General features: G+C 58.1%; 15 protein-coding genes and 1 pseudogene. 11 read left to right on the top strand and 5 right to left on the bottom strand.

The window, feature by feature from the left end; translation table 11 throughout:
* Positions 1-32: 32 nt before the first annotated feature.
* Together BLR72_RS04325 and rpiA are read right to left on the bottom strand one after the other, a co-directional pair.
* Positions 33-599 (bottom strand): DUF2059 domain-containing protein, encoded by a 567-nt coding sequence (locus tag BLR72_RS04325; protein ID WP_091922006.1) that lies wholly within the window; start codon positions 597-599, stop codon positions 33-35.
* Positions 600-603: 4 nt separating this feature from the next.
* Positions 604-1,308 (bottom strand): ribose-5-phosphate isomerase RpiA, encoded by a 705-nt coding sequence (rpiA, locus tag BLR72_RS04320; protein WP_091945445.1) that lies wholly within the window; start codon positions 1,306-1,308, stop codon positions 604-606.
* Between the two features lie 197 nt (positions 1,309-1,505).
* Between rpiA and BLR72_RS04315 the strand changes: the two genes are divergently transcribed.
* From BLR72_RS04315 to BLR72_RS04290, 6 genes are all read left to right on the top strand, one after another.
* Complete coding sequence (locus tag BLR72_RS04315) at positions 1,506-2,189, top strand: HAD family hydrolase (RefSeq protein ID WP_091945442.1); 684 nt, start codon at positions 1,506-1,508, stop codon at positions 2,187-2,189.
* A 173-nt stretch (positions 2,190-2,362) separates the two neighbouring features.
* Entirely contained in the window at positions 2,363-2,833 is a 471-nt protein-coding gene (locus tag BLR72_RS04310; RefSeq protein ID WP_091946569.1) for a BA14K family protein, read from the top strand.
* 233 nt (positions 2,834-3,066) lie between these two features.
* Entirely contained in the window at positions 3,067-4,479 is a 1,413-nt protein-coding gene (locus BLR72_RS04305; RefSeq protein ID WP_027231699.1) for a circularly permuted type 2 ATP-grasp protein, read from the top strand.
* 58 nt (positions 4,480-4,537) lie between these two features.
* Entirely contained in the window at positions 4,538-5,479 is a 942-nt protein-coding gene (locus BLR72_RS04300; protein WP_027231700.1) for an alpha-E domain-containing protein, read from the top strand.
* Positions 5,480-5,484: 5 nt separating this feature from the next.
* Entirely contained in the window at positions 5,485-6,282 is a 798-nt protein-coding gene (locus BLR72_RS04295; RefSeq protein ID WP_091946566.1) for a transglutaminase family protein, read from the top strand.
* Between the two features lie 32 nt (positions 6,283-6,314).
* Positions 6,315-7,058, top strand: coding sequence for a proteasome-type protease (locus BLR72_RS04290; protein ID WP_027231702.1), 744 nt, complete (start codon positions 6,315-6,317; stop codon positions 7,056-7,058).
* Between the two features lie 100 nt (positions 7,059-7,158).
* Here the strand turns inward: BLR72_RS04290 and ubiA are convergent.
* The 3 genes and pseudogenes from ubiA to BLR72_RS04275 all read right to left on the bottom strand — a co-directional run bounded on the left by ubiA (position 7,159) and on the right by BLR72_RS04275 (position 10,756).
* Positions 7,159-8,078, bottom strand: a pseudogene (ubiA, locus tag BLR72_RS04285) (4-hydroxybenzoate octaprenyltransferase).
* A gap of 159 nt (positions 8,079-8,237) precedes the next feature.
* Positions 8,238-10,157: a L,D-transpeptidase family protein gene (locus BLR72_RS04280; protein WP_091945439.1), complete on the bottom strand. Its 1,920-nt coding sequence runs from the start codon at positions 10,155-10,157 to the stop codon at positions 8,238-8,240.
* A 224-nt stretch (positions 10,158-10,381) separates the two neighbouring features.
* A complete protein-coding gene (locus BLR72_RS04275) occupies positions 10,382-10,756 on the bottom strand; it encodes a gamma-butyrobetaine hydroxylase family protein (protein WP_091945436.1) in 375 nt (124 codons plus the stop codon).
* A gap of 194 nt (positions 10,757-10,950) precedes the next feature.
* On the opposite strand from BLR72_RS04275, the gene moaA reads away from it, so the two are divergent.
* From moaA to BLR72_RS04250, 5 genes are all read left to right on the top strand, one after another.
* Positions 10,951-11,940: a GTP 3',8-cyclase MoaA gene (gene moaA, locus BLR72_RS04270; RefSeq protein ID WP_091946563.1), complete on the top strand. Its 990-nt coding sequence runs from the start codon at positions 10,951-10,953 to the stop codon at positions 11,938-11,940.
* 86 nt (positions 11,941-12,026) lie between these two features.
* Positions 12,027-12,950, top strand: a complete 924-nt coding sequence (locus BLR72_RS04265) for a DMT family transporter (RefSeq protein WP_244506612.1) — start codon at positions 12,027-12,029, stop codon at positions 12,948-12,950.
* 2 nt (positions 12,951-12,952) lie between these two features.
* Positions 12,953-13,582, top strand: coding sequence for a molybdenum cofactor guanylyltransferase MobA (mobA, locus tag BLR72_RS04260; RefSeq protein ID WP_228018084.1), 630 nt, complete (start codon positions 12,953-12,955; stop codon positions 13,580-13,582).
* Complete coding sequence (gene mobB / locus BLR72_RS04255; RefSeq protein ID WP_091945433.1) at positions 13,579-14,106, top strand: molybdopterin-guanine dinucleotide biosynthesis protein B; 528 nt, start codon at positions 13,579-13,581, stop codon at positions 14,104-14,106. Before mobA ends, mobB begins: the two co-directional genes overlap by 4 nt.
* A 223-nt stretch (positions 14,107-14,329) precedes the next feature.
* The gene (locus BLR72_RS04250) at positions 14,330-15,121 is read left to right on the top strand and encodes a transporter substrate-binding domain-containing protein (RefSeq protein WP_027231709.1); all 792 of its coding nucleotides are present in this window, start codon (positions 14,330-14,332) and stop codon (positions 15,119-15,121) included.
* The last annotated feature ends 105 nt before the right edge of the window (positions 15,122-15,226 follow it).

Raw genomic sequence — 15,226 nt, 5'->3', positions numbered from 1 at the left:
GCTCTGTGGAAAATTTCAAAGGGGCGACGCCGTTACTGCTTCGGCTTTGCCGGCGTCTCGGCCTTGGCAGGCGCCGGTGCATTGGCTGGCGCCATCGTCGCAGCGGTTGCCGCAATCTTCTCGGCGACAGCCTGCGCGAGGTCGCGGGCGACGCCGCGCTGCCAGATCGAGGCGGCCTTGTTCACTTCACGCGTCACGATCGGCCCTTCCGAAAGGAGCTTGAGGCCGGCCGGGGACGTGTAGAAACCGGTGATGGCGTTAAGTTCCTCTTCAGTGAAGGAAACCGCATAGGCACGGGCGGCTTCGTTCTCAAGGTCGGCACGGCGCGCTGCGAGCTTGATCGCCTGCTCGTCGACGGCAGAACTGATCACCGATTCGAGATTGGGATCTTTCTGGATGAGCTCGGCCTTGAGGCCGCGCGCAGCATCGGGAAGGATCGAGTCGAACATGTCAGTCGCCTTGATGGCGGCCACCGCTGCACGGGCAGCTGCGAGATGCGAAGGGGTGATTTCCTGCGCTTGTGCCGAGCAGAGACCGCCCAGCACGATCGCAACAGACAAGGGTGCAATCAAGCGGCGAAAGCCAGATGCAAGGTTCATGAGTTTATCGCTCCGTTTTCGTTGTCAGTGTGCGGATGCCGTCAGCGCCAGCTAGAATGGCCACGCGCGCCAGATCCAGAAAAAGTCCATGCTCCACCACGCCGGGAATGGCGTGCAAAGCGAGTGATAAGGCTCTTGTATCCGGAATGCGGCCAAAAGATGCATCCAGGATCAAATGCCCGCCGTCTGTAACAAATGGTTCGGCTCCCGTCATCCTCAATGTAAGCGACCCCGACAGATCGAGTGAGGATGCGGCGCGCTCGATGGCAATCTTCGTCGCTGCTAGCCCGAAACGATTAACCTCGACAGGCAGAGGAAACGCACCGAGTGCTTCGACAAGCTTGGTTTCGTCGGCAATAACCACCATCCGCTTGGAGGCGGCAGCAACGATCTTCTCACGCAGCAGGGCCCCGCCGCCGCCCTTGATGAGGGTCAGCTCGGGATCAACCTCGTCCGCGCCGTCTATCGTCAGGTCAAGTTCCGGCGTCTCTTCGAGCGTCGTGAGCCTGACGCCAAGTTCGCGGCAAAGCGCGGCCGTGCGCTCCGACGTCGGCACGCCAATGACATCAAGACCGTCCTTGACCCGAACCGCGAGCAGCCGCACGAATTCCTCTGCGGTCGAGCCCGTGCCGATGCCGAGCCGCATGCCGTCCTCGACATAGGTCAGCGCCTCGGCCGCGGCCTTGATCTTCAATGTTTTGGCATCCATCGGTGGTGCGCCTTCTTGTAGCTTTGACTTGATATGGCTTTGCCTTGACACTGGGCTCCCTAACACGTCAGACGATCGGGTCAAGGCTCATTGCCGGATTTATCCCGGCCTGATTATCGTACATGCATGCATCAGGGCACCGAACTCACAATTTATCGCAACCTTCGCTCCGAACCGCGAATGCCACAGGAAAAAATATGCCTCAGCCAATCGTTGTTTTCGACCTAGACGGAACCCTGGTGGATACGGCCCCTGATCTTCTCGACAGCCTCAATCATTGCCTTGAGGCCAAGGATATGGAGAAAATCGATCCGGTCGCGCTGCGCCGCTATGTCGGTCATGGCGGCCGCGTCATGATCGAGCGCGCCTTCGAGGCGCAGCAGAAGCATTTAAGCACGGACGAACTCGACCGGCTGGTCGACATCTTCATCGAACACTACGGCATGCACATGCCGGGTCGCTCGGCGCTTTATGAAGGTGCCGAACAGGCGATGGAACAGTTGGCCGAAGCCGGCTATCTCCTCGCCGTCTGCACCAACAAGTTCGAGGGGTTGTCGGTCAAGCTTCTGGACGGGCTTGGCCAGACCTCCCGCTTCGGCGCTATTTGCGGCGGGGATTCATTCTCCTTCCGCAAGCCCGATCCGCGCCATCTCCTCGAGACCATCCGCAAGGCGGGCGGCGATCCGGAGCGCGCCGTCATGATAGGCGACAGCCGCACGGACATCGACACGGCCAAGGCGGCAGGCATTCCTGTTGTTGCCGTCGACTTCGGTTATTCGGACTTGCCGGTTTCTGCTTATGATCCTAGCCGCATCATTTCGCATTTTCGCGAATTGAAGGTGGAACTCGCAAATGAGTTGATCGGGTCGGTGGATGCATGAGGCAAGCAGCCTGCCGGAACAAATGAAGACCGGGCACGTTTAAGTTTCCGAGATAAAAGGCCGTTTTGGCCGAAATCTGCGTATTTCTTACTTCTATGAAACGTGTGCGAGGCACTGCGTCTCGCAAGGAGGAGAAATTGAAGAAACTGACCTCGATACTTTCTGCCTTGGCAATGGTTGGGGGCGTGGCGACTGCCACAAGCGTTCCTGCCTACTCGGCACCGCTTGCGCCGGTGACGATTGAAACCGGGAACGCCAACATCGATCAGGTCCAGTACCGGCGCCATTGGCGCGGCGGTGGCTGGAACGGCAACCGCGGATGGTATGGTGACCGCGGCTGGGGCGGACGCCCGTATTGGCGCGGTGGCGGCGGCTATTGGGGAGGCTATCGCGGCTACAATTACTATCGTCCAGGCTACAGATACTACAACGGGGCATGGTTCCCGCTTGCAGCCTTTGGCACCGGCCTCATCATAGGCAATGCTTTCAGCGCGCCGCCTGTCTATCGCTACGGTGGACCTGTCTATAGGACTGGCGGATCCCATGTGCGTTGGTGCTATGACCGCTACCGCTCATATCGTGCTTACGATAATAGTTTTCAGCCCTATTCCGGGCCGCGCCGCCAGTGTGTTTCGCCTTACTGAACAAATGAATCGGGGTGATTCATCAGGGCCCGGGACCAAAATCTCGGGCTTTTCTTTCGGTTATCCCCATTCGTAGCCCATGGATTAGACGAAAGTCGTCTTGCGCTTGCCTCTGCCGTGATGCAGTTGCCTAATTTTTAATCCGGCCGCCCGGCTACAGCCTTAAACGATGGATTGTGCTTGCTTTTTTCGATGAACCCGCTTGAATGTCCCTTATATGAAGGGGATTTTGAGTGAAGCCATTTGACGAGATGATCAAAACAGGCGGCGACGTTCGACCGCCCTATGAACAACTGAAATGCTGGCTCGACACCCAGAACCCCGAGCGGTTGGCACAAAAAGCCCTTGATGCTGAAAACGTTTTTCGCAAAACGGGTATCACTTTCGCCGTCTACGGCGATGAAGAGGCAGCCGAGCGCATCATACCCTTCGATATCATCCCGCGCATCATCACCGGCAATGAATGGCGTCGCCTGTCACAAGGCATCGAACAGCGTGTCATGGCGCTCAACGCCTTCCTCGACGATATTTATCATCGCCAGGAGATTATCCGTGCCGGACGCATCCCGCGCGAACTCTTCACGCACAACGATGCCTACCTTCCGGAAATGGTCGGATTTCGTCCGCCCGGCAACGTCTACACGCACATTATCGGCGTCGACATCGTCAGGACACAGGAGAACCAGTTCTACGTTCTCGAAGACAATGCCCGCACGCCTTCCGGCGTTTCCTATATGCTGGAAAACCGCGAAACCATGATGCAGTTGTTCCCGGAGCTCTTCCAGCAGATCAAGGTTCGCCCTGTCGAGACCTATCCGAAGCTGCTCAGGCAATCGCTGGCCGCAGTAGCGCCGCCCGGATGCAAGGGCCCGCCCACGATCGCAGTCCTCACCCCTGGTATTTTTAATTCAGCCTATTTCGAACATGCGTTCCTAGCCGATCAGATGGGCGTTGAACTCGTCGAAGGCAGCGATCTCAAGGTGGAAGACGGCAAGGTTGTCATGCGGACCACCGAAGGCAATCGCGCCATCGACGTGCTTTACCGGCGCGTGGACGATTCCTTCCTCGATCCCCTCACCTTCCGCAGGGATTCCGCGCTTGGCGTGCCCGGCATCATGGATGTCTACCGCTCGGGAAACATCACGATCGCCAATGCGCCCGGCACCGGAATCGCCGACGACAAGGCGCTCTATTCCTATATGCCGGAGATCGTCGAGTTCTATACGGGCCGCAAGGCAATCCTCGAAAACGTGCCGACGCATCGCTGCTCCGAGCCCGACACCCTTAAATATGTGCTCGAGAATCTTGCCGATCTCGTCGTCAAGGAAGTGCATGGCTCGGGCGGTTACGGAATGCTGGTCGGTCCGGCTTCGACGAAGAAGGAACGAGAGGTCTTCGCCGCCAAGCTCAGTGCCAATCCGAAGAACTACATCGCCCAGCCGACGCTGGCGCTTTCGACGACGCCGATCATGACCGAAAAGGGCCTCGCCCCGCGCCACGTGGATTTGCGCCCCTTCGTCCTGGTCTCCGACCGCATAAGGATCACGCCCGGAGGCTTGACGCGGGTCGCGCTCAAGGAAGGTTCGCTCGTTGTCAACTCCAGCCAGGGCGGCGGAACGAAAGACACATGGGTGCTCGACGACTAGCATTTTGATCAAGAGCCGCCGAAGACGGTTCCACAAGAACGAGGGATGATACTGGAAAATGCTGCTCGGCCGAACCGCAAATGGTCTTTACTGGATGTTCCGCTATATCGAGCGGGCGGAAAACATGGCTCGGCTGATCGACGCCGGTTTGCGCATGGCCCTGACCAAGACCTCCGATGCGCCTGAAGAATGGTCCTCCGTCCTGATGAGCGCCGGCGTGAAGATCGGCTATGACAGCAAGTACGCCGAATACAATGCCGGCCTCGTGTCCGACTTCCTGCTGCGTGACCTCAACAATCCCTCGAGCGTGATGTCTTGCGTGGAGACGGCGCGGCTCAACGCCCGCATGGTGCGAACCGCCCTGACGCGCGAAGCTTGGGAGAGCGTCAACGAGACGTGGATGATCCTGAAATCCACGCTCGCCAACCCGATACCGGAAACCGACCTGCCGCGCGTCCTCGACCAGATCAAGCGCGAGACAGCGATCATCCGCGGCGCATTTCATGGCACGATGTTGCGCAATGAAATCTTCAATTTCGCCCGTATCGGAACGTTCATAGAGCGCGGCGACAACACCGCCCGCATCCTTGACGTCAAATATTACGTGCTCCTGCCTTCGATCTCCTATGTCGGCACGACTCTCGACAATTTTCAGTGGGAATCGATCCTGCGCTCGGTCTCGGCGCACCGTTCCTACCGCTGGGTCTATGACGTCGAATACAACCCCGTGAACATTGCCGATTACCTGATCCTCAACTCGCGCATGCCGCGCTCGCTCAACTTCTGCTACTCAAACATCGTCGACAATCTGAGATTTCTGGCCAATGACTACGGCCGCCGCCACGCCTGCCACGACATGGCGGAAGGCATCATGACCCTGTTGCAGGACAATGATATCCGGACCATATTCGACAGCGGCCTGCACGAGTTCCTGAGTGACCTCATCTATCAAACGAACAGCTTGAGCACGAAAATTGCTGAAGCCTACAACTTCGATTGAAGATCATGCTTCTCAACATCCAGCACATTTCCAGCTATCATTATGACGCTCCCGTACACTATTCGGTTCTACGGCTGCGTATGCACCCGCAAAGTGGACCGGGCCAGAAAGTCATCGACTGGTCTGTGCAAGTGGAGGGAGCGACACAAGAGGCAAATTACCGCGACGGTTACGGCAACCGCACCATGCTAATCCGCCTGCAGCGCGATACAGAACGCCTCGTCATCCGTGCCATGGGCCAGGTCGAGACCGAGGATAAAGCTGGCGTGCTCGGCAAGGTCTATAACTTCATGCCGATCTGGCTCTACGAACGCGATACCGCGCTGACCAAGGCCGGAGATGCGATCCGCGCTCTCGCCGCGGATCTCGACAGCAGCCTCGAGCGGCTGCCTCTCATGCATCAACTCATGGGTCTGCTGAACCAACGGGTTGCCTACACGCCGGGTTCGACGACGATCACGACGACGGCAGAAGAGGCGCTGCTTAACGGCAAGGGCGTGTGCCAGGATCATACGCACATCTTTCTTGCGACGGCGCGCCTGCTCGGCATCCCCGCCCGCTACGTCTCTGGCTACCTGATGCTCAATCACACGATTGAACAGACGGCGAGCCATGCTTGGGCGGAGGTGCATATCGACGGGCTTGGCTGGGTCGGTTTCGACGCCGCCAACGATCTGTGCCCGAATGAGACCTATGTGCGCATCGCCTGCGGGCTGGATTATCGCGAGGCGGCGCCGATTTCAGGTATACGCATGGGACCCGGCATTGAATCACTTGCCGTCGAGGTTAATGTGGAGCAGTAATCGGCTCTGGCTTTTAGAATCTGGGATTGATTATGACCTATTGCGTGGGGCTCAAACTAGACCGCGGCCTCGTGTTCATGTCCGACACGAGAACCAATGCGGGTGTCGACAATATTTCGACATTCAAGAAAATGTACACCTGGGCCAAGACTGGCGATCGGGTCATCACCTTGCTATCGGCCGGCAATCTTGCCACCACGCAGGCCGTCATCAGCATTCTCAACGAACGCACCAAGATGCCGTCCGAACGGGCGCCCAGCATCTATGACATGCCGTCAATGTTTCAGACCGCGCGCCTCGTCGGCGATACGATCCGCCACGTCATCGACGAGGTGGGCGCCAGTGGGCAGCGCGCCGATTCATTCGGCGCCTCGATTATCCTCGGCGGCCAGATCAAGGGCGGCGATCCGCGCCTGTTTCTCATCTACCCCGAAGGAAACTTTATCGAGTCGACGCCAGATACGCCCTTTTTCCAGATCGGCGAGCACAAATACGGCAAGCCGATCATCGTCCGCTCCTATGATCCGGCCATGACCTTCGAGGAAGCGACCAAGCTGCTTTTGGTCTCATTCGATTCGACGCTGAAATCCAATCTTTCAGTGGGCCTGCCGCTCGATCTGCAATTCTACCAGGCGGACAGTTTCAGGCTTGGTTTCGAACGACGCGTGGAACGTCACGATCCCTATTATGAAATGATTTCAGATGGCTGGTCGCAGGCCTTGAAGCTTGCGCTGCAAAGCCTGCCGCCCTTCGAAATCGAGCCCAGGGGACACTAGGTTAGAGCTTTGCCGTCTGCGCGGTGACCGGACTTGCCTCACGCACCGCCCGCGTCTTGTCGATCGCCTTCTGCAGAGGGAGGAGACTAAGACTCCACCGCTAGCGTGTTCCCAACAGTGCTGTGCCAGCTAAAATCATACTCGTCACGATGTTGGACTTGAACAGCCGATAATTGAGATCAGGCCGTTCCAGATCAATTTGTACAGTTTGCCGAATCAGCCGGGCAGCAATCACGACGGTTCCAACGGCATATCCTGCGACATTCCCAGCAGCCACCCACCCGATAACCAGCACGCGACTGCTAAGAAATACAGAAGCCCGACACACGCCTTACCCCTAACACCAAATAGGATGGCAGTCGATTTCAAACCTAGCCGCCTATCATCAATCACGTCGACATACGCATATACCGTGTCATATCCCATCTGCCAGGCAATCGCGCCGATCCACATCAAAACAGCACCTAATGGGATGTATCCAGCCACCTCGGTCCACGCGACTAACATGCCCCAGTTAAACGTCGCTCCGAGAATGGCTTGGGGCCAATGGGTAAATCGCTTGCAAAAGGGGTAAATGAAAACGAGCGGCAAAGCGGCTATCGCAATTAGCCTCGCATAGGGGCTCAAAAAGAATAATAGCGATCCCGCCAACGCCAGTTCACCGCAAAGAAAAATTAGAGCATGGCGAATGTCCAGCTTGCCACTCGCCAATGGACGAAATCGCGTTCGCGCTACATGTGCATCAAAATTGCGATCTGCGATGTCATTGGCCGTAGAACCTGCGCTTCTCATCAGGATCGCTCCCAAGGAGAATACCATCACCAATTTGGCTGATGGAATTCCCTGTGAACTCTGAAAAAGAGCCGCAAGTGTTGGAAACAAAGCCAGCCAAATGCCGACGGGTCGGTCCAAGCGCGCAAGTCTCGCATATGGCCGTAAACTTGGGGACAAGCCGCGATCAACCCAATCGCCGGCGACGATGTCACTCAAATCGGACCGGTTCGTCACGGTAACTTCCAAGTTTGCATTTCGCCATCAGCGACTCAGCGCCCCACCCGAGCCCCGGTGACGTCGCTGCCACAAGACATTAGTCACACCTTAGCCCTGCATCTATTATGCAATAGTATCAGTCGTGAAATACACTTTGGCGACGGGCTGGGGCGTAAAAGGCCTACGCCATCAGAGCTTCGCCGTCTGCGCAGTGACCGGACTTGCCTCACGCACCGCCCGCGTCTTGTCGATCGCCTTCTGCAGATAGGCGTCGCGCTCATAGACGTCGTCGTAGAACTTGATTTCGCCCGTTGCCGCATCCGGCCAGGCGGTGAAGTACGAGACATAGACCGGCAGCGGGTTGGCTACCTTCACGCTGCGCTCGTTCTTGCCGAAATACGGCGTCAAGTCCGCGACCGACATGCCGAGCACGGCTGCAGCCATGTCACGCGGGTGCTCGAGACGGATGCAGCCATGGCTGAGCGCGCGCATGTCCCGCTTGAAATAGGACTTCGCCGGCGTATCGTGCATGTAGATATCGTGGCTGTTGGGGAACAGGATCTTGAGTTCGCCGAGAGCATTGTCGAGGCTCGGCTTCTGGCGAATGCCGACGCCGCCACCGTTGGCGGCAACCTGCGACCAGTTCACCGCACTTGACGGAATGACGCGTCCCGACTTGTCGTAGACCTCGTAGCCGCTGCTTTCGAGATAGGACGGATTGTTGAGGATTTTCGGCATCATCTCGTTGAGGATGATCGAGCGCGGCACGCCCCAGGAAGGATTGAAAACAACGGTTTCGATGGCGTCGTTGAAGAAGTAGGTCTGGTTGGTCGGCGATCCGACGACGATATTCATCGCCAGCTTCTCGGTGCCGCCATCGAAATACTGGGCGCGAAAGGCCGGCTGATTGACGAATACATAACGCTGGCCGAAATCATGCGGCAGCCAGCGCAACCGCTCCATGGAATAGACGATGCGGTCGCGCTTCGACGTGTTCGATTCAGCCTGAAGCGCTCCGATCGTGCTGGTGCCGATCACGCCATCCGGCTTGCGTCCCTGATCACGTTGGAAATCCTTGATGGCCTCGACGAGGCTCTCGTCGTAGACGCTGGCATTCTCGTGGGCATCGAGGACGGCCTCGTGCGTGAGAAGATAAGATTTCGGCGCCTTCGCCTTGATCAACGTCACCACATTGCGCAATTCCGGATTGTCGTCGCCCGGACGGATCTTCGTGCCGGGTGCGACGCGGACGGTCGGCTCCGACGCATCGCCAAGCGCGGCGAGGCTCTGTTTCAGTTCGGCGTACCATTTGCTCTGTGGTGCAAAGCCGGCGAGCACCACGGCCGGATCGCTGGCGGTGGCAAGCTGATTCATCACGTCGCGGGGTTGCACGCGATCGACAGCAAAATCATGAAATCCGCTGAGGCGGTTCGGATTGATGCGGCCGTCGCCCTGATCCATCGCATAGCGGAGTGCGCGCGCCGACAGCGTCAGCTCGAAATCCGCGAGTTCTTTCAGCCGGGCCGGGATATCGCTGCGATCATAGTCGTCGGAGGGCATCTTGACGGCATAGTCGGCCGGATCGAGCCCCTCTTCGCCCGCCTTGGCAAACAACGCCATGACGGCCTTTGCCTTGGGGCTGACATCATAGGAAGCGGTCCAAATCGGCTGCTGCTTGGCGGCGTAATAGGAGACGACAGCATCGGCAATGTTCTTTTCCGCCAGGACATGCGCTTCCTTGAAGTGGTCGAGCTTTAGCCCGAAACGCTCCATCTGCGGTGGCGACACAATGCCGTGATCGGCGGACGCCGTCAGTTGCGGATCAACCTTAGAGAAGTCGATCTGAGTTACCTGCTCCGGCTTATAATCGTAATTTGTCGGGGCCGTAACCGTCACGCGCTTGATCGGTACGGATGGGCGCCTTGCCTCGCCGGGCGCCTCGCCCGGGCGAAGCGCGCGCGGCTGGACGACTGGCTGCGACTCGACGCGGCGCTGGCCGAACAACAGCTCCATCAGATTGTTTGCGGCAGATGCGGGCGACAGCGGGGTGGCTGTTGCCGAAAGCATCGCAGCCAAAAAGATCGCACGTTTTTTGGAATAGGAATTCATGATGTCCGCCCGGATGGTACTTGCCCACGGGTGTATCATGGGCCGGCCTCTGATTTGGTGTTCGGCCAGTTTCATCGCATCCTATTTAGAATCTTTTAACAATGCCCATCGATCGTTTGATTATTCTTGGACGGCACAATTTTGCCCCGTGTGCCGATTTCGACACAGGCGATTTTCACGGTGGCGAAGCAGAAATAACCCGCGCGACACGGCGTATGGTGGTGTCAGTGTGGCCGAATTGCCGGCTCGCGGCTCAAGCCCTTTTCAACAAGTTCGTCGAGATAGGACTGCCAGCGGTCGTCCTTGTTGCGCCCGAGTTCGATCAGGTAATCCCAGCTAAATAAACCTGTGTCATGCATGTCATCGAAAATGATTCGGACGGCATAATTGCCGACCGGCTCCATTTTCATGATCGCGACATTGATCTTGCCGGGCACCGTAACGCGCTGCTCAGCCGAGTGCCCCTGCACCTCGGCCGACGGCGAGGCAACACGCAGAAATTCGGCGGAAAGAATGTAAGTCTCGCCATTGTCGAAGCTGACCGTCAGCGACCGGCGGTCCTTGGCAACACGCAATTCTTTCGGCCAGGCACTCGTCATGGTGTATAATCCTCAACATTCGCCACCCTTGTGTAGCATGCGCAAGGCGGCCTGCAAGCCGGCGTATAGTTTTCCTTGAAACAGCATGCTAGCGGCGATGACTGGACAAGCAAGCGGCCGCACCTTATCTCTCCTTCAGGAGGAAGCTCGTGGATCACGTTTCACTGCTCGAACGACCCGGCATTCAGGCACCAATGGTCGACCCATTCGGTCGAACGATCAGCTATTTGCGGGTTTCGGTGACGGACCGTTGCGATTTTCGCTGCACCTATTGCATGTCCGAGCACATGACATTCCTGCCGAAGCGGGATCTGTTGACGCTCGAGGAACTCGATCGCTTGTGCACGGCCTTCATCGAGCGCGGCGTCAGGAAGCTGCGGCTGACCGGCGGCGAGCCGCTTGTTCGCAAGAACATCATGCATTTGATCGGCGAACTGTCGCGCCACCTTCGCTCCGGCGCGCTCGAAGAATTGACCCTGACGACGAACGGCTCGCAGCTGGCGCGCTTTGCCGCCGAGCTCGCCGATCACGGCGTCAAGCGCATCAACGTATCGCTCGATACACTCCATCCGGACAAGTTTCGTCAAATCACCCGCTGGGGCGATTTGGGCCGCGTCATGGAGGGTATCGATGCGGCACAGGCTGCCGGCATCAAGATCAAGCTGAACACGGTTGCACTCAAAGGTTTCAACGATCACGAAATACCTGAGATGATCCGCTGGGCCCATGGCCGCGGCATGGATCTGACATTGATCGAGACGATGCCTATGGGCGAGATCGATCTCGACCGAACGGACCAATATCTGCCACTGTCGCTGGTGCGTTCGAAACTTGCCGAAGAATTCACGCTGCATGACATCGCCTACAAGACCGGCGGTCCGGCGCGCTATGCGCAGGTCGAGGAAACCGGCGGCCGCATAGGCTTCATCACGCCGATGACCCACAATTTCTGCGAGAGCTGCAATCGTGTCCGCCTCACCTGTACCGGCACGCTCTATATGTGCCTCGGGCAGGAAGATGCGGCAGATTTGCGTGCGCCGCTGCGGGCATCCGAAGGCAACGGCCTTCTCAACGATGTCATTGACGAGGCCATCGGCCGCAAGCCCAAGGGCCACGACTTCATCATCGATCGCCGCCACAACCGCCCTGCGGTCTCCCGCCATATGAGCGTTACCGGCGGCTGATAATTCCGAATGCGCGGATTGATATAGGCTGATATATCAATCCTTGCGATTCCGGAGGAGGATCGCTGCAATTTCGGATAAAAGTCTTGGCATTATCTCCCAATCTGCGCGGCGCGATTTACATGGCCATCGGCATGGCCAGCTTCACCTTCAACGACGCGACGGTGAAATATGTCGGCGAACATATGAATATGGGCCAGGTCATGCTGGTGCGCGGCTCGATCGCCACCGTGCTCATCCTGGCGCTCGCATGGCACAAGGGCATGCTCATTCCGCTGCGCGAGGCGCTGCACAGGATGACCATTGTCAGGGTGATCGGCGAAGTCGTTGGAACCGTGAGCTTCCTCGTCGCGCTTGTTCATGTTCCGCTGGCGCTGACCTCCGCAATCCTGCAGGCGCTGCCGCTTGCCGTTACCATGGGCGCGGCGATTTTCTTCGGCGAGCCGGTGGGCTGGCGCCGCTGGGTCGCCATCGCTGTCGGTTTCTGTGGGGTGCTGATCACTGTGCGTCCAGGCGGCGAAGGCGTCAGCCCCTATATCCTGCTCATCGTCGTCACCGTCATTTTCGCGGCGCTGCGCGACCTTGCCACGCGCAAGGTGCCGAAGACCATCCCGGTGCTCATGATTTCGGCGCTGACATCCATCGGCGTATCGCTTGCTGGCGTTGCCATGATCGGGCCGCTCGGCGGCTGGAAGCCCATGTCATTGATGAATACGATGCTGCTGACGCTTGCCGCCTGCTGTGTCATCGTCGCCTATCATTTTCTCATCCTCGCCATGCGTGAAGGCGAGATCTCGTTCATCGCCCCGTTTCGATATACCAGCCTGCTCTGGGCGATCCTCCTCGGCTTCCTGTTCTTTGACGACCTGCCCGATGTCCCGATGATTGTCGGCTCGCTCATTGTCATTGGCAGCGGGCTTTATACGCTCTACCGTGAGCAGATCGTCGGCCGTATGAAGCCAGTCGAAATTGCGGCGGCCGCGGCGCGAACATCGCCAGATGGAGTTTAGCGGTGCGCATTGCAGGCATCATTCTCGCCGGGGGCCAGTCGCGACGCATGGATGGCCGGGATAAGGCCATGCTGCCATTCGGCGATCGCCGGCTCATCGACCACGTTCATCAGCGCTTGTCACGCCAGGTCGAAACGATCGCCCTCAACAGCAACGCCGATGCCGGGGGCTTCGCCAACCTCAACGTTCCGGTGATTGCCGACGACATTCACGGGTTCGCCGGCCCTCTCGCCGGCATCCATGCGGGCATGGAATGGGCGGCAGCACAGCCGCTCCCGTTCTCGCATATACTTTCGGTCGCGACGGATACGCCTTTCTTCCCCGAGGAGCTCTTGGCCGGGATCAGTCAGACGATCCTTGATGCAGACGGCCACATAGGCATTGCAGCCTCGGGCGGCCGGGTTCACCCTACCTTTGGCCTTTGGCCGGTGTCGCTGCGATCCGATCTAAAGCACTGGCTCGACGATCCTGCCAATCGCAGGGTTACCGCTTGGCTGCAAAGGCATCCGCACCGGGTTGTGGAATTTCCGCTCGTCAGGGCGCGGACAGGCGATCCATTCGACCCGTTCTTCAATATCAATACGCCAGCAGATATCGCGGCTGCGCGACAGCATTGGAAGACAGCGGAATGAACCCTAGCGATCACCCCATTTTCGGCATTACCGGCTGGAAGAATTCCGGCAAGACGACGTTGGCGGTCAAGCTCGTCAGCGAACTTGCCAGGCGCGGCTGGAAAGTGTCGACGGTAAAACATGCTCACCATGATTTCGATATCGACAAGGAGGGCACCGACTCATGGCGCCACCGGAAAGCGGGCGCCGGAGAGGTCGCCATCGTTTCCGACCGGCGCTGGGCGCTGATGCATGAATTGTCGGAAGAAGCGGAACCCACCCTCGCTGAAATCATCGCCCGCTTCGCCCCCTGCGATCTCGTCCTTGTTGAAGGGTACAAGCGTGAGCACCACAAGAAAATCGAAGCGAGAAGGCTGGATGCCCGATCGACGGATCCCTTGTCGACCGACGACCCGACCATCGTCGCAATTGCCAGCGATCATGCGATCAGCGGCGAGACGATCCCCGTTTTTGATCTCGATGACATTGCCGGCCTTGCCGATATGATCGAACGTGAAATGCAACTTTCGCGCGATCCGAGTTAGAAAATGCCGTTTCAACCGAAACGCGCGCAACAAAAGTATCAGATGCCAATTTTAATGCGATTGGGCTCGCCGGATTTGCGCGCCAGCGAACGATTCCCGGTTGCAATTCTTCAAAAACTAGTGGGAATATCGCGCCAGGAGCAGTAACAGCTGCGACTTGCCCGGAAGGCTGTTCAAAAAGAAACAGGGGAACAGCCGGGCCATAATAGAGAGGTTCAAATATATGCGTATCACCAAGCGTCTGGCACTTGCGTTTTCCGCTGCAGCCATTGCCTTCACAATGGGTGCGGCCCACGCAGAGGACGCCCTGAAACTGACGATTGCTTCCGAAGGCGCTTATCCGCCCTTCAACAACCTCACCCCCGACGGCAAGCTGGTAGGCTTCGACATCGATATCGGCAATGCGCTGTGCGAAGAGATGAAGGCGCAGTGCACCTGGGTATCGCAGGATTGGGACGGCATGATCCCGGCTCTGCAGGCCGGCAAGTTCGACGCAATCATCGCGTCCATGTCGATCACGCCCGAACGCCTTCAGAAGGTAGATTTCTCCAAGAAGTACTACAATACGCCCCCCGGCATTGCAGTTCCGAAGGATTCCGACGTCAAGGACATTACTCCGGAAGCACTGAAGGGCAAGACCCTCGGCGTTCAGGCTTCGACCAGCCATTCGAACTATGCGCAGTCCAAATATGCCGGTTCGGAAGTGAAGATGTATCCGACTGCCGATGAGTACAAGCTCGACATTTCGAACGGCCGCGTCGATGCGGTTATGGATGACGTGGTCGTTCTCGGCCAGTGGCTCGATAGCGATGCGGGCGCATGCTGCAAGCTCCTTGGCACGGTCACGCCTGACCCGGCGATCCACGGCCCTGGTGCCGGCGTAACCGTCAAGAAGGGCAATACCGCCCTCGCCGACAAGTTCACTGCCGCGATCGCAGCCATTCGCGCGAATGGCAAGTACAAGGAAATCAACGACAAGTACTTCAAGATCGACGTTTACGGCGGCGAGAACTGAGCCGTTTGACCTGACATAAAAAGGTGAATGGCGGTCAGCCGCCATTCACCGATCTTCCAAGAATGACGGGCAGGCCGGACTAAAGGGCCTTGGGGAATTGCCCGC

Source organism: Phyllobacterium sp. YR620, from assembly GCF_900104165.1.
Classification (GTDB): Bacteria; Pseudomonadota; Alphaproteobacteria; order Rhizobiales; family Rhizobiaceae; genus Phyllobacterium; species Phyllobacterium pellucidum.
Note: the sequence above shows the minus strand (reverse complement) of the source record. Positions and strands in the feature narration are given on the sequence as shown.

What these genes read in the sequence shown, in the direction of transcription:
- BLR72_RS04290 (WP_027231702.1), top strand. Translation starts at nt 6,315, where the DNA reads ATGACCTATTGCGTGGGGCTCAAACTAGACCGCGGCCTCGTGTTCATG.
- BLR72_RS04300 (WP_027231700.1), top strand. Translation starts at nt 4,538, where the DNA reads ATGCTGCTCGGCCGAACCGCAAATGGTCTTTACTGGATGTTCCGCTAT.
- BLR72_RS04275 (WP_091945436.1), bottom strand. Translation starts at nt 10,756, where the DNA reads ATGACGAGTGCCTGGCCGAAAGAATTGCGTGTTGCCAAGGACCGCCGG.
- BLR72_RS04250 (WP_027231709.1), top strand. Translation starts at nt 14,330, where the DNA reads ATGCGTATCACCAAGCGTCTGGCACTTGCGTTTTCCGCTGCAGCCATT.
- BLR72_RS04315 (WP_091945442.1), top strand. Translation starts at nt 1,506, where the DNA reads ATGCCTCAGCCAATCGTTGTTTTCGACCTAGACGGAACCCTGGTGGAT.
- BLR72_RS04325 (WP_091922006.1), bottom strand. Translation starts at nt 599, where the DNA reads ATGAACCTTGCATCTGGCTTTCGCCGCTTGATTGCACCCTTGTCTGTT.
- BLR72_RS04310 (WP_091946569.1), top strand. Translation starts at nt 2,363, where the DNA reads ATGGTTGGGGGCGTGGCGACTGCCACAAGCGTTCCTGCCTACTCGGCA.
- rpiA (WP_091945445.1), bottom strand. Translation starts at nt 1,308, where the DNA reads ATGGATGCCAAAACATTGAAGATCAAGGCCGCGGCCGAGGCGCTGACC.
- BLR72_RS04280 (WP_091945439.1), bottom strand. Translation starts at nt 10,157, where the DNA reads ATGAATTCCTATTCCAAAAAACGTGCGATCTTTTTGGCTGCGATGCTT.
- moaA (WP_091946563.1), top strand. Translation starts at nt 10,951, where the DNA reads ATGGTCGACCCATTCGGTCGAACGATCAGCTATTTGCGGGTTTCGGTG.
- BLR72_RS04295 (WP_091946566.1), top strand. Translation starts at nt 5,485, where the DNA reads ATGCTTCTCAACATCCAGCACATTTCCAGCTATCATTATGACGCTCCC.
- mobB (WP_091945433.1), top strand. Translation starts at nt 13,579, where the DNA reads ATGAACCCTAGCGATCACCCCATTTTCGGCATTACCGGCTGGAAGAAT.